The sequence below is a fragment of the Candidatus Methylacidiphilales bacterium genome (assembly GCA_028713655.1).
In the GTDB taxonomy this organism is placed as follows: Bacteria; Verrucomicrobiota; Verrucomicrobiia; order Methylacidiphilales; family JAAUTS01; genus JAQTNW01.
In genome coordinates this window covers 1-12,977 of the sequence record JAQTNW010000015.1, presented here as the reverse complement: position 1 = coordinate 12,977, position 12,977 = coordinate 1, and the positions used below count along the sequence as shown (strand labels likewise).

Annotated in this window: 12 protein-coding genes; 11 read left to right on the top strand and 1 reads right to left on the bottom strand. The window is 55.1% G+C overall.

What is annotated here, in order from left to right:
- Positions 1–21 precede the first annotated feature (21 nt).
- From PHD76_06430 to ftsY, 9 genes are all read left to right on the top strand, one after another.
- Positions 22–873 carry a DUF692 domain-containing protein gene (locus PHD76_06430; protein MDD5261470.1) on the top strand — a complete coding sequence of 284 codons (852 nt, stop codon included), beginning with the start codon at positions 22–24 and terminating at the stop codon, positions 871–873.
- On the top strand, positions 815–1,765 hold the full coding sequence (locus PHD76_06425; protein ID MDD5261469.1) for a DNA-binding domain-containing protein: 951 nt from the start codon (positions 815–817) through the stop codon (positions 1,763–1,765). Before PHD76_06430 ends, PHD76_06425 begins: the two co-directional genes overlap by 59 nt.
- A 298-nt stretch (positions 1,766–2,063) precedes the next feature.
- Positions 2,064–4,862 carry an alanine--tRNA ligase gene (gene alaS / locus PHD76_06420; GenBank protein ID MDD5261468.1) on the top strand — a complete coding sequence of 933 codons (2,799 nt, stop codon included), beginning with the start codon at positions 2,064–2,066 and terminating at the stop codon, positions 4,860–4,862.
- A gap of 400 nt (positions 4,863–5,262) precedes the next feature.
- Entirely contained in the window at positions 5,263–5,502 is a 240-nt protein-coding gene (locus PHD76_06415; GenBank protein MDD5261467.1) for a hypothetical protein, read from the top strand.
- Complete coding sequence (locus PHD76_06410) at positions 5,499–5,939, top strand: PIN domain-containing protein (GenBank protein MDD5261466.1); 441 nt, start codon at positions 5,499–5,501, stop codon at positions 5,937–5,939. The genes PHD76_06415 and PHD76_06410 overlap by 4 nt, the downstream gene beginning before the upstream one ends.
- Before the next feature lie 95 nt (positions 5,940–6,034).
- Positions 6,035–7,255 (top strand): bifunctional 3,4-dihydroxy-2-butanone-4-phosphate synthase/GTP cyclohydrolase II, encoded by a 1,221-nt coding sequence (locus PHD76_06405; GenBank protein MDD5261465.1) that lies wholly within the window; start codon positions 6,035–6,037, stop codon positions 7,253–7,255.
- A gap of 21 nt (positions 7,256–7,276) precedes the next feature.
- Positions 7,277–7,693 (top strand): 6,7-dimethyl-8-ribityllumazine synthase, encoded by a 417-nt coding sequence (ribH, locus tag PHD76_06400; protein ID MDD5261464.1) that lies wholly within the window; start codon positions 7,277–7,279, stop codon positions 7,691–7,693.
- 9 nt (positions 7,694–7,702) lie between these two features.
- A complete protein-coding gene (gene nusB, locus PHD76_06395; protein MDD5261463.1) occupies positions 7,703–8,185 on the top strand; it encodes a transcription antitermination factor NusB in 483 nt (160 codons plus the stop codon).
- 144 nt (positions 8,186–8,329) lie between these two features.
- Complete coding sequence (ftsY, locus tag PHD76_06390; GenBank protein MDD5261462.1) at positions 8,330–9,184, top strand: signal recognition particle-docking protein FtsY; 855 nt, start codon at positions 8,330–8,332, stop codon at positions 9,182–9,184.
- Positions 9,185–9,301: 117 nt separating this feature from the next.
- Here the strand turns inward: ftsY and PHD76_06385 are convergent, their stop codons facing one another.
- Positions 9,302–9,844: a rhodanese-like domain-containing protein gene (locus PHD76_06385; protein MDD5261461.1), complete on the bottom strand. Its 543-nt coding sequence runs from the start codon at positions 9,842–9,844 to the stop codon at positions 9,302–9,304.
- A 204-nt stretch (positions 9,845–10,048) separates the two neighbouring features.
- Here PHD76_06385 and ribD point away from each other — a divergent pair, with 204 nt between their 5' ends.
- Both ribD and PHD76_06375 read left to right on the top strand, forming a co-directional pair.
- Positions 10,049–11,068 carry a bifunctional diaminohydroxyphosphoribosylaminopyrimidine deaminase/5-amino-6-(5-phosphoribosylamino)uracil reductase RibD gene (ribD, locus tag PHD76_06380; GenBank protein ID MDD5261460.1) on the top strand — a complete coding sequence of 340 codons (1,020 nt, stop codon included), beginning with the start codon at positions 10,049–10,051 and terminating at the stop codon, positions 11,066–11,068.
- Between the two features lie 181 nt (positions 11,069–11,249).
- Positions 11,250–12,878 carry an exosortase/archaeosortase family protein gene (locus PHD76_06375; protein MDD5261459.1) on the top strand — a complete coding sequence of 543 codons (1,629 nt, stop codon included), beginning with the start codon at positions 11,250–11,252 and terminating at the stop codon, positions 12,876–12,878.
- The last annotated feature ends 99 nt before the right edge of the window (positions 12,879–12,977 follow it).

Here is a 12,977-nt window from a genome sequence, read left to right as displayed (position 1 = left end):
CTGTCGAGCCCTTCACTTCTTATGCCCGCGAATCCGTTCAACAACTTTACCGACTACGGTATCGGGATCGGCCTGCGCGTACCGCACTACCGGCATATCCTCGAAAAAAAACCGGTGGTCGATTGGTTCGAGATCATTTCCGAAAACTTCATGTGCGACGGAGGCCGCCCCTTGGAAGTGCTCGACCAGATTTTGGAACAATACCGCGTCGTCCAGCACGGCGTTTCCATGTATTTCGGTTCCGCCGAAAAGTTAAACCGCGAGCACCTCAAAAAACTCAAGACCCTGGTCCAGCGCACCAAAACACCCTGGCTTTCCGATCACCTTTGCTGGGGCAGCGTGGATGGACGCTATACGCACGACCTGCTTCCCATGCCTTACACACACGCCGTCGCGAAACATACGGCGCAAAAAATCCGCCAGGTCCGCGATTTTGTGGAAGTGCCCGTTTGCGTCGAGAATGTCAGCAGCTATGCCGAATTTCACGCCTCGGAAATGACCGAATGGGAATTTTTGACCGAGGTCAGTGAACTCGCCGACTGCGGCATTCTCCTCGACGTCAACAACATCTATGTCTCGTCCAAAAATCATAACTTCAACCCCTACGATTATTTGAACAACGTCCCGCATCATCGCGTGGGCCAGATCCACATCGCGGGCCACTCGAAATTCGAGAAATACATTCTGGATACGCACGATCATCCGGTGCTTGATCCGGTCTGGAAACTCTACGCCCACGCCATCCAACTCTGCGGCCACACCGCCACGCTGCTCGAATGGGACGACCGCATTCCATCCTTTGAAGAAGTCCATCATGAAGCGCTCAAAGCCACGCAATTCCTCAAAAACCACACGTCGCCCGTCGCGGCCTGAGATCAAGTCGCGCGCCCAGTTGCTGAAGTTCCAGCGGCTCATGGCGACGGCGTTGTTCCGTCCGCTGACGGCGAACAGCAGGATGCAAACGCGCTGGATGGACGGGCGAAAAACGGCCGACGTCGTCGCCGGATTTGTCAAACCCAACGACCGGCTCAGCTCCTTCGACCGCCTTGAAATTTACAACCGCCAATACTGGTTCCGCATTCTGGATTGTTTTTACGAGGACTACCCCGGCTTGCGCGCGGCGCTGGGCGAGCGTTCTTTTATGCGGCTCGCCGAGGCATATCTAAAAAAATATCCGTCCGCATCGTTCACGCTTCGCAATCTCGGCTCGCGGCTGGAAAAATTCCTGCGTGAACAGCCGAAATGGGCCGGGAAGAAACTGGCTTTGGCCCTGGACATTGCGCGCTTCGAGTGGGCGCAGGTCGTCGCCTTCGACGGCGAAGCCAGGCCGCCTCTCGGCACCGACGAACTGCTCGATCTCGATCCGGCCAAAGCTCAGCTCAGTCTGCAGCCCTATATCACCTTTCTGGCGCTTGATTATCCCATCGACAACTTTGTGCTCGCGGTCAAAAAACATGAAGCCTTGCGTGGTGAAGCCAGCAACGCGATGGATTCGGCGCCGAAAGCAGCCAAGCTCAACAACGTGCCGCTGCCCAAGCGGGAGAAAATCTTTGTCGCTGTTCATCGCCATGAAAATGCGCTGTATTACAAACGCCTGGAACCGGAAGCTTTTGTCCTGCTCAACTCCCTGCGCAAAGGCGCCAGCCTCGAAACCGCCTGCAGGCGCGCGTTGCGCGGCGCTTCCCCGCAAGTCGATTGGCAAAGCAAAATCAAGGAATGGTTCCAGAACTGGTCCGCCCTTGGCTGGTTTTGCCAAGCCCCATAACCAAGCAGCTATTCACCGCAGAGGCGCAGAGAACGCAGAGGAAAACTGTTTTCCCCACGAAAATCACGAACAAAGGATTTGCAGCAAAAGGGAGCAAAAGTTGAACAAAATATTTGGGTTCTAAAAATCTGCTGAATCTTCTTAATATACAGACTGACTTGTTTTGTTTTAACCCCAGGAATGTATTTTGATTTTTTTCTTCTCCTCTGCGTTCTCTGCGCCTCTGCGGTAAAAATCTGCTTCTACGCGCTGTTTCAGAGATTGTCATCCCGCCCAGATTCCCTACCGTTTTTCCCTTATGACCTCCGCTGAAATCCGGCAAAGCTTTCTTGATTTTTTCAAGGAAAAGCAGCACACGATCGTCCCGTCATCCAGCCTGATGCCGGACTCGCCCAACTTGCTCTTCACCAACGCCGGCATGAACCAGTTCGTGCCCATCTTTCTGGCTGAAAAAGCCTGTCCCTACAAACCCGCCCGCGCCGCCGACACCCAGAAGTGCATCCGCGCCGGAGGCAAACACAACGACCTCGAGGACGTCGGCCTCGACACTTATCACCACACCTTTTTTGAAATGCTCGGCAACTGGAGCTTTGGCGATTACTTCAAAAAGGAGGCCATCGAATGGGCTTGGGAACTGGTCGTGGAACGCTGGAAATTTCCAGCCAACCGCCTCTACGCAACGGTTTATAGTCCGGATAAATCCAAGGGCGATCCCTCTGAATTCGACCAGGAAGCGCACGATATCTGGGCTGCGTTGTTCAAGAAGGCGGGACTCGATCCCAAGGTCCACATCGTCAACGGAAACAAAAAAGACAATTTCTGGATGATGGGCGACACCGGCCCCTGCGGTCCCTGCTCGGAACTGCATGTCGATCTCACACCGGACGGCGATACCAAAGGTTCCCTCGTCAACTCCGGCGACGCGCGTTGCATCGAAATTTGGAACCTGGTCTTCATCCAATTCAACGCAAACCCGGACGGCACGTTCTCGCCTTTACCCGCCCGACATGTCGATACCGGCATGGGTTTCGAGCGTGTTTGCTCCATCATCCAAGGCACAAAAAACTTTTCTGACTTCAAAAACGCCCGCATCTCCAATTACGAGACCGATGTGTTTGAACCCATCTTCCGCGAATTGGAAAAGATCTCCGGCAGGACATACGGCAATACCCTGCCCAGAGCCGGGTCCACTGGTGACACGAAACAAGAAAGGATTGACGTTTTTTATAGAGTAATTGCAGACCACATTAGAACACTTACTTTTGCTATATCTGACGACATTTTACCAGGAAATGACGAGCGTAATTATGTCATCCGAAAAATTCTTAGACGAGCAATGGCTTTTGTTTATGAACAAGCAGGATCGACAACAATCTTACACCGTCTAGTCCCAACTGTAGTTAGCGCGTTCCGCAACGCTTTCCCGAATCTAGCAGCTAAACAAGATCGGATTGCTGAAATTATTGAAACAGAAGAGCATGCATTTTTGAAAAATCTCGAAAGCGGCATGTCTATTTTGAACGAAGCTATTTCCATTAGCAGAAAAGACGAAAGGCCAATTCCAGGACAATTAGCCTTTAAGCTACACGATACCTATGGATTCCCCTTAGATCTTACTCAACTTAAAGCCCGTGAGTGTGGCGTGACAGTTGACGCATGTGGTTTCGATCACTTAATGGAACAGCAACGCAACCGCGCACGTGCAGCCCGAAAAAAAACAATCATCTCCACAGTTGCTGATTTTGCGGACGAGCGTGCAACTGAATTTGTAGGCTACGATATATTAGAGGTTAAAACAGAACTTGGAAAAATTCGCGGAGGTGATGGTTTTTTTATTTTCAAAAAAACCCCATTTTACGCCGAAATGGGCGGCCAAGTTGGTGATTCTGGCACAGCAACTTTCATTAAATCTGATGGCACACAGAAAATAGTTAAAATTGCCAACACAACAAAAGTCGGTGCTGGCATCTATTTACATCATCCTTCTGAAGATGAAACTAATCTGGTTCTTCCCATGGGTAGCGACTTAAATGTCACACTAACTGTTGATAAAAATCGCCGCGCGGCCATCCAATCGCACCACAGCGTCACGCACCTGCTGCACTGGGCGCTGCACGAAGTGGTCAGCCGCGACATTTCCCAAAAGGGTTCCTTCGTCAGCGGGGAAAAACTCACCTTCGACTTCAACAGCGCGGCGCTCACGCCCGAACAAACCCGCAAGGTCGAGGAACTGGTCAACCAACGCATCCTTGAAAACGCACCCGTTTCCTGGACCGAGGTGAAGCACGCCGACATCAAGGGCCGCAACGATATCATGCAATTCTTCGGCGACAAATACGGGGAAGTTGTGCGCGTGGTGCAAATCGGCGGCACACCCGGTAAACTCGACGGTTATTCCATGGAACTCTGCGGCGGCACACATGTGCGCAATACCGCCGAAATAGGCCCGTTCCGCATTGTGTCCGAAGGCGCCATTGCCGCGGGCGTGAGACGCATCGAGGCTGTTTCCGGTGGGGCGATTCACAACTATCTGGAGCCTGCCTTTGCAAAACAAAGCGAAGAACTCGCCGCGCTTCTGCAAAAATCCGGCAAAACCCTGAAACTCGCTGGCTTGGCTTCAGATCCAATCGAATCCTGGAAAAATTTTCTTAACAACCAGTCGGCCGTCGAAAATCTCAAATCCGAAATTCGCGAGTTCGAGAAGGAACAGGCCAAGGACAAGCAGGCGGGATTGCAACGCCGGCTTTCTTCCGAGGTTCCCGCATGGATTGCAAAGGCTGAAACCATCAACGGGATTTCCCTGCTCACCCATGACATCGGCGAAGCCGACGCCGCGATTTTGCCGCTGGCTGTCGGCGAGTTGAAAAAATCCTGGAAAGGCGTGGCCGTGCTGGCCTTCCACAGCGGCGGGCGCGTGGGGCTCATCGCCTCGGTTTCGCCCGATCTGGTTTCAAAAATCCAGGCGGGCAACATCATCAAGGAAATCGCTCCGCTGGTCGGCGGCAAGGGCGGCGGCAAACCGGACCTGGCCCAGGGCGGCGGCACCCAGCCGGAAAACATTTCTGCAGCGCTGGCAAAAGTCAAAACGCTGCTTTAACGAGATGGAGAGACGACCTTGTCTCAGCCCAAAACATGGATCGCCACATTCGGCCCTGCCTGACGACGCGGCAATCCAGAAGAAACACACCCCGAAGCGGTCACTGCGGCGACCTTTCCGCCCCTCTTTATAGAGGGGATACAAAACGCTTGGCCTGCCCACAGTGCCACTTTAGTATCACATCATGCGAACCGAACTGGTGACTACCCTCAAACGGAAGGCCACCGATGTGATCTCCCGGCTTTCAAACGATCAGGAACCTGTCTTGATCACACAACACGGTTTACATCGTGTATGTCATGCGAGGCGAACAGCAGTTTCAGGAAGACGTTTTATCTGCAAGAGGTCATGATTAATATAGACATCTTGACGTTTATTATAAAAGCATCATGATGTCTTCATGAGAACCACCTTGACGTTGGAGCCCGACGTGGCGGCCAAGTTGTCCAACTGCACCGCCAAGCTGAAAAAGCCCACCAAAACGGTGGTCAATGAAGCCCTCCGCATCGGCCTGGAAAAACTGGCCCAACCCATCCAAGCCAAACCGTATAAAACAAAGTCACATGCTTTTGGATTCAAACTCCAGGGCCATAGCGTCGCTGACTGGATCGCTGCCGCCGAAGGAGATGACTACAAGTGATTCTCGTCGATGCCAACCTGCTGATTTATGCAGTGGATTCGCAGTCGCCCTATCATGAAAAATCCCGCACTTGGTGGGACCTGCAGTTGAGTGGCATTTCTCCCCTGGCACTTTCCTGGCCCACCTTGCACGCCTTCCTGCGCATTACAACCAACCCCCGCTTGTCACCCGCCTACTTGTCGCTTGCTGATGCGCTGAAAATCATCGACTCGTGGCTGGCCCAACCCTGTGTTCAATTGCTTCAACCCACTTCGGCTCATCGGCAGATTTTTACAAGTCTCCTAATCGAAACTCAAGCCACCGGGAATTTGATTGCCGATGCCGCCTTAGCCGCTTTGGCCATTGAACATGGCTGTGAACTCTATTCCGCAGATGGAGATTTTGCCCGCTTTCCCGGCCTCAGGTGGCGCAATCCCTTGCTCAAACACACCAAATAGGTTCCGGCGCAGTTCTCAGCAAACCCTCAAAAAATCCTGTGGATTCAAATCAGGTCATGGTTTAATGTTTCCGGTTCTCTGATTTGTTCTCTGACATGAAAAGCAAGGCTGCCAGCGCAAAAACAAAGTTCGATCCGATCGAAGAAGTCATTGCCGACATTCGAAACGGACGCATGGTCATCATGACCGATGACGCCGACCGCGAAAACGAGGGCGACCTCATCATGGCCGCGCAAAAGGCCACTCCCGCTTCCATCAATTTCATGGCCCAGCACGCGCGCGGACTGATCTGCGCCCCCATCACCCATGAGCGCGCCGCCCAACTCGGCCTCCAGCGCATGGTGCTGGAAAACCGCGAAACCTTTAAAACGGATTTCACCGTCTCGGTGGATGCGGCCCATGGAGTGGCCACCGGCATCAGCGCCCACGACCGCGCGGCTGCCGTCAAAATCCTGGCCAGCGCCAAATCCAAGCCCAGGGACCTCGTCCAGCCCGGCCATATTTTTCCCCTGCAGGCCAAGAGCGGCGGCGTGTTGCAGCGCGCGGGCCACACGGAAGCGGCGGTGGATCTCGCCAAGCTGGCCGGGCTCGACCCTTCCGCCGTCATCTGCGAGATCCTGAACGAAGACGGCACCATGGCGCGCGTGCCCGAGCTTTTGAAACTGGCGGGCGAACACAAATTCAAGATCGCCACCATCCAGGACCTGATCGGATATCGCCGCCGCACGGAACGGCTTATCACCTGCGAGGAAATCGTCGAGCTGCCGACCGACTACGGAAAATTCAACCTCCATCTCTATCGCTCCATTCTCGACAACTCCCATCATCTCGCGCTGGTGAAAGGCAGGATCAACCCCAAAAAACCCACGCTGGTGCGCGTCCACAGCGAGTGTCTGACGGGCGATGTCTTTGGCTCCCGCCGCTGTGACTGCGGCAACCAGCTTCACGATGCCCTGACTTTGATTTCGCGGGCGGGAAGCGGCGTGCTTGTGTACATGCGCCAGGAAGGCCGGGGCATCGGCCTGCCTGCCAAGATCCACGCCTACAAACTGCAGGAACAGGGTTACGACACAGTTGAAGCCAATGTGAAGTTAGGCTTCGGCCCCGACCTCCGCGAATACGGCCTCGGCGCCCAGATTCTTTACGACCTCGGCGTCCGCAAAATGCGCATCCTGACCAACAACCCCAAAAAGGTCGTCGGCCTCTCCGGTTACGGGCTCGAGCTGGTGGACCGGGTGCCGATCCGGGTCAAGGCAAACAAACACAACAAAAAATATCTCCGGGCCAAGAAGCTGAAACTGGGGCATTCCCTGTAAATGGCTTTTTGGAAACGCCCAATGAAAAAGAATTTGCATATCGGGATCGTCGCCAGCCGCTTCAACGGCGAATTCGTGGACGCCTTGCTGCAAAACTGCATCAACGGACTGAAGGGCTGTTCCATCACCGTGCTGCGCGTTCCGGGATCATTTGAAATCCCCCTGGCCGCCAAAAGCCTGTTGAAAAACAAAAAAATCAGCGCGGTGATCGCACTGGGCCTGATCTGGCAGGGCAAAACAGCCCATGCGGGACTGATCGGCCAGGAAGTGTCCCGCGCCCTGATGAATCTCTCGCTGGAATTTGAAAAGCCCGTCATCCACCAGGTTCTTAGTGTGCAAAACGAAAAACAGGCGCGCGAACGCTGCTTTGGCAAAAAACTGAATCGCGGCACAGAAGCCGCCCGTGCCGCGTTGTCTTGCTTAAAACTTAACACTTAACACTTTCCTATGGGCAAACGTCGCGACGCACGGCTCCTGACCGTGCAATTTTTATACCAGCGTGAAGTCGGGGCCCAACAGGACTTGGAACAAAGCCTGTCCGATTTCTGGGAGCTGACCGAAGCCGCGCCTGCGTTGCAAAAGCTCGCCCTGCCCTCCATCCGCGGCGTGCTGGAACATTATGAGCAACTCGATGAGTTGATCAAAAAATACGCGCAAAACTGGAATTTAAACCGAATGGCGGCCGTGGACCGGAGCATTCTGCGGCTGGCCCTGTACGAAATGCATCACTGCCCCGAAGTCCCGCCGGTGGTTTCCATCAACGAAGCCATTGAAATCGCCAAACAGATCAGCACCGATGAATCCGGGCGTTTCGTGAACGGCATTCTCGACCGGGCCTGCAAGGATCTGGACCGCCCGGCCCGCGGGCCGACGCAAATCATTAACGCAAACTCCGCCATACGTCGCGAGCAGCGGGGCGCGAGACGCTAGGCGCGAAAGAAAAATTCTCACAAAGCCACAGAGAACACGGAATAAACCTTAAAAATTTGAATCTGTGTGAATCCTTTTAATCTGCGGATAAAATCTTCGTGACTTCGCTTAAAACTTACAAACTTAAGACTTAAAACTAACGAGATGCTCAGCGTTTTTAAAAAATGGATCGCCCAGGCCAAGGGCGGAAAAATCGAGTGGGACGACCTTGAAGCGGTCCTCATTCAATCCGACCTCGGTCTGCCTCTCACCCACTCCATTTTAAAAAGCCTGAAAGAAAGCCCGCTTTCCCGCGAAACCGTTTCCGAAGCCGCCGCGCAGTCCATTTTGGGCCTTTGGCCAACACCTCCCCGCCAACTCTTCGTCCAGCCCGGCAAGATGTCCGTGTGGCTGATTGTCGGCGTGAACGGGACCGGCAAAACCACCTCGATCGCCAAGCTGGCCCATCACTACCAAAAGACTGGAAAGAAGGTTCACCTCATCGCCGCCGACACTTTCCGCGCCGCTGCCATCGATCAACTGAAGGTTTGGGCCGACCGCACCGGTTCTGGATTTTTCGCCGGGAAGGAAAACGGCGACCCTGCGGCGGCGGCGTATCAGGGGCTGGAAAATGCCAAGCGCGAAAACGCCGATCTGGTTCTGATCGACACCGCGGGCCGGTTGCATAACAAGGAAAACCTGATGCGTGAACTGGAAAAGGTGAAACGCGTCATCCAAAAACTGATCCCGGACGCCCCGCATGAGATCCTGCTCGTCCTGGACGGAACCAATGGCAACAACGCCGTCGAACAGGCCCGGCAGTTTCACAGCTTCCTGAATTTGACCGGATTGATCGTGACCAAGCTCGACAGCTCATCCAAGGGCGGGGCCATTGCCGCCATCAAGGCCGAGCACAAGATCGACCCGGTTTTTATCGGGTCCGGCGAAGGCCTGGATGATTTCCGGGAATTTGACCCGAAGGCTTACGTGTCGCGCTTTTTTGCCCAGCCCACATCATGAATAGCGCATTCCTCGCGCAAAGCACGCCATGGACGCAAAACAAAACCAAAAACGCATTCTTTAGTTAAAACAAGCAACCACTTGGCGGCGCGAAACGGATATCCAGGATAAAATGCTTCATCGGCAACAGCAGCCGTTATTCCACGGCATCCGCGCGAGGAGCATTCCCATCCCGCAGGTATCGGTGATGCCCGCAAAAATGAGGCCCGCGCCGACAAAACCGGGAAGCGCGATCCAGAGCGGATTCACGAAATAACCGAGCAATGCGCCCGCGAGCACCAAGGCCCCCGCCGCGATGCGCACCTGGCGTTCGAGCGAGATGGTTTTCCGTCCGCGATTCAGCGGCAGGCCGGCCGCTTCCCATGCGGTCACTCCGCCTTCAAGCACCATCAAGCCGCGCAAGGCGCTCTTTTTCAATTTCTCGGCCGCCTGGCCCGATCGCATGCCGGACTTGCAAATCACGATGCAGGCCTTCTTGCCCGCGGCGAGTTTTTTTACCTCGTCCGGGTTGAGATTGCCGAGCGGGTGCAAAACCGATCCGGGAATATGAACCTCCTCGAATTCCGCAGGCGTGCGGACATCAAGCAGGAGGGCTGTACGCTGCTGGCGTTTGGCTTCGGCGGGTGAGAGGCGTTTGATCTTCGATTTGGAGATTGTCATGGTGCGGTTCCTTTGTGCTTGTATAACGATACTGATGGCTCGTCACCAGAAGAAAGGAGCACATTTTCACACAGAGAACGCAGAGGTTCAGAAGGGGTTTAAAACCTCAAACAAACTCCGTGATCTCTTTGTGAAAAGCCTTCTGTTCAATTTTTGCGTGTTTTGCGCCTTTTCGCGGCCAAACTCTAGCTTTGATATCCGAAGATGAATCCTGACGAAAAATGGATGCGCCTCGCGCTGGATCTGGCGCGCAAGGGTCTGGGCCGGACGAGCCCGAACCCCTGTGTCGGCGCGGTCATTGTCAAAAATGGGAAGCTGCTGGGCCAGGGCTGGCACAAACAGGCCGGGAAAGCTCACGCGGAAATCGAAGCCATCCGCGATGCCCGGCGCCACGGCCACCGCGTCCAAGGCTCAACGCTGTACGTCACGTTGGAACCCTGCTGCACGCACGGACGCACCCCGCCCTGCACCGAAGCCTTGATCCGCGAAAAATTCAAGCGCGTCGTAGTTGGCGCCACCGATCCGAATCCCGCGCACGCCGGGCGGGCGTTTCGCATCCTGCGCAAGGCGGACATCCAGGTCGAACACGGCATTCTAAAAACAGAATGCCTGCATCTGAACCGCGCCTTCAATCACTGGATCAGAACCGGGAAACCCTGGGTTCTGGCAAAGGCGGCCCTGACCCTTGACGGAAAGCTCGCACTTCCAAAGGTTAGGGGGGAAAGCAAAGGCCGCTGGATCAGTTCGCCCGCTTCACGCAAGGATGCGCATCGGCTCCGCTCATTCAGCGACGCCATTCTCGTCGGTGCCGAGACCGCGCGCGCCGACAATCCGCGCCTCACCGTCCGGGGTGTTCGCGGCGCGAAACAGCCGTGGCGGGTCGTCGTCACCCGCTCGGGCAAGCTGCCCAAATCGCTGCATTTGTTTTCGGACAGGCACAAAATCCGCACGCTGCTTTATCGCAGCCAGTCGTGGCCCCAGATCCTGCAAGACCTTGGAAAACGCGGCGTGGTGCAACTGCTGGTGGAAGGAGGGGGAGATATCCACAGCCAACTGGCCCGGAAGCGATGGGTGAACGAAGTCGTTTTGTATTACGCACCGCTGGTTCTTGGAAAATCTGCCGGTCGCAACCTGCCTCATGACGACGCCCTGCGCCGCCTGCCGCTCAAACACGCCACCCTTCAAAGGCTCGGCCCGGATTTAAAACTGCAAGGGTTGGTTTAATTCACCGCGCTGAGTGCGCGGAGAAAGATCGTTCTTGGTTTCAGGTTCTTGGTTCTTTGTCATTTTTACATGCCAACCTGTCCTTGCGCTTGCAGATGCAGGACTTCCGGGCAAGATGACCGAAAGAGCATCCGCCGCGGCGGATGCACTCCCTTCTTCGAAATAACACAATAGACACCAAATGTCCCACACCCTCCCCACACACGGCCTGCCATCCAGACCGGCGTTCCCGCCCCTGCTTCCAAGTTGTGTGTTGTTGTTGGTTAGTGGAACGCTCGCGCTCCGTCCTCTTGCCGTCACGTGGGATACAAATCCGAATTACTCCTTTGGCTTGCTGGTGCCATTCGTCGCGCTTTTTTTGCTCTACGAGCGCCGGGCCTCCCGCCCTCTTCCCGAGCCGGGCGCGCCCGGCGCCAGGCTTAAGCCTCTGCTCTGTCTTTGCTTCCTTTGGGGGCTGATCTTTATCGGCTTTCGGCTGGCGGTGGAAACCGATCCAGGCTGGCGGCCCGGACTATGGGGACTCGTGTCGCTCTATATTAGCGCACTGTTAGTCTGGCTCTGGCTTTATGGAGGCCGCCCGTGGCTGCGGCATTTTCTCTTCCCCATCTGTTTTCTGTTTTTCTGCATTCCCTGGCCTTTCCAGATCGAATGGCCGCTGGTGCGGGGGCTCATGCAATTCAACACCTGGCTGGTGGCGGGCTCCATGCAACTGCTTGGCATTTCGGCCGAATCCGCCGGCAACATCATCCGGCTCCCGAATTGCACCCTGTTCGTCGAGGAAGCGTGCAGCGGAATCCTGTCCCTCCAGGCATCGCTGATGCTGGGATCTTTGCTGGGTGAAATTTATCGCCTGAAACCCAAACGCCGTCTTGCCCTGGTTGGCGCCAGCATGGCGTTCGCGTTGCTTGGAAATTATGGACGCACGCTCTTCCTTTCCCTGCTTGCCTATGTCAAGGGAGAGCAAGCCCTGGCTCATTGGCACGATACAGCGGGATTTTCCATCCTGGCCTTCACGGCGATCAGCGCCTGGCTCAGCAGTCTTTTGCTCCGGGAAAAAGCCAACCGAAACGCCATGCCTGCCAGGCCGGATCGGGAACAATACAGTCCGTCTGCCGGGAGCCGGACGGCCCTTCGTCTCGCGTTGGGCATTTTCGCGGCAACAACTCTGGCGGAAACAGGGACCCAGGCTTGGTTTGGCTGGCAGGAGTCCAGGCGGGCCGAGTATCCCGCATGGGCAATCCAATTCCCCGAAACCGCAAGGGAGATCGCTTTGTCTGAAACCACACGCCAAATGCTCCTCTGCGACTTCCATAAGACCGCACAATGGCAGGATGCGCGGGAAAGGAACTGGACCGCCTTCTGGTTTCGATACAAACCGAAGGCCTCGAACAAAGTCGCGTTGGGCACGCATACTCCGGAAAGCTGCCTGCCCCTGGCCGGCATGAAAAAAGAGGACGAATACCCCGCTTTTACCGCAAAAGTAAATGGATTTGAATTCAACGTGCAACCGGCAAAGTTCTCCACAAGGGGTGTTACAGCCTACGTGTTTTGGGTCGCGTACTCCCTGGGAGGAACGCCGGTGCCGGATGTCATCAATGATGCAAAACAGACGTTTTCATCGAAAATACGTTCCCATCTGGAGGATATCCGCAACGGGTACCGCGGGATAGGCGCCGAAACTTTGGAAATCGCCATCAGCGGGCCGGAAACTTATGAAGCGGCCAGGACGGCTTATCTTGCCGCTCTCAACAGCATGGTGGCGGCAGACACCGGCACGGACAGCCCGCCTCCAGGGGGGGCGAAGCCCTAAATTTGTTTGTTAAAGTTTTTTACAATTCCATAAGATACGCCTACAAATGGCCTCGCACTATTATAACGTATGATACACCGGATAACCCGTTACCTGGCT

What these genes read in the sequence shown, in the direction of transcription:
- PHD76_06430 (MDD5261470.1), top strand. Translation starts at nt 22, where the DNA reads ATGCCCGCGAATCCGTTCAACAACTTTACCGACTACGGTATCGGGATC.
- PHD76_06425 (MDD5261469.1), top strand. Translation starts at nt 815, where the DNA reads ATGAAGCGCTCAAAGCCACGCAATTCCTCAAAAACCACACGTCGCCCG.
- alaS (MDD5261468.1), top strand. Translation starts at nt 2,064, where the DNA reads ATGACCTCCGCTGAAATCCGGCAAAGCTTTCTTGATTTTTTCAAGGAA.
- PHD76_06415 (MDD5261467.1), top strand. Translation starts at nt 5,263, where the DNA reads ATGAGAACCACCTTGACGTTGGAGCCCGACGTGGCGGCCAAGTTGTCC.
- PHD76_06405 (MDD5261465.1), top strand. Translation starts at nt 6,035, where the DNA reads ATGAAAAGCAAGGCTGCCAGCGCAAAAACAAAGTTCGATCCGATCGAA.
- ribH (MDD5261464.1), top strand. Translation starts at nt 7,277, where the DNA reads ATGAAAAAGAATTTGCATATCGGGATCGTCGCCAGCCGCTTCAACGGC.
- nusB (MDD5261463.1), top strand. Translation starts at nt 7,703, where the DNA reads ATGGGCAAACGTCGCGACGCACGGCTCCTGACCGTGCAATTTTTATAC.
- ftsY (MDD5261462.1), top strand. Translation starts at nt 8,330, where the DNA reads ATGCTCAGCGTTTTTAAAAAATGGATCGCCCAGGCCAAGGGCGGAAAA.
- PHD76_06385 (MDD5261461.1), bottom strand. Translation starts at nt 9,844, where the DNA reads ATGACAATCTCCAAATCGAAGATCAAACGCCTCTCACCCGCCGAAGCC.
- ribD (MDD5261460.1), top strand. Translation starts at nt 10,049, where the DNA reads ATGAATCCTGACGAAAAATGGATGCGCCTCGCGCTGGATCTGGCGCGC.
- PHD76_06375 (MDD5261459.1), top strand. Translation starts at nt 11,250, where the DNA reads ATGTCCCACACCCTCCCCACACACGGCCTGCCATCCAGACCGGCGTTC.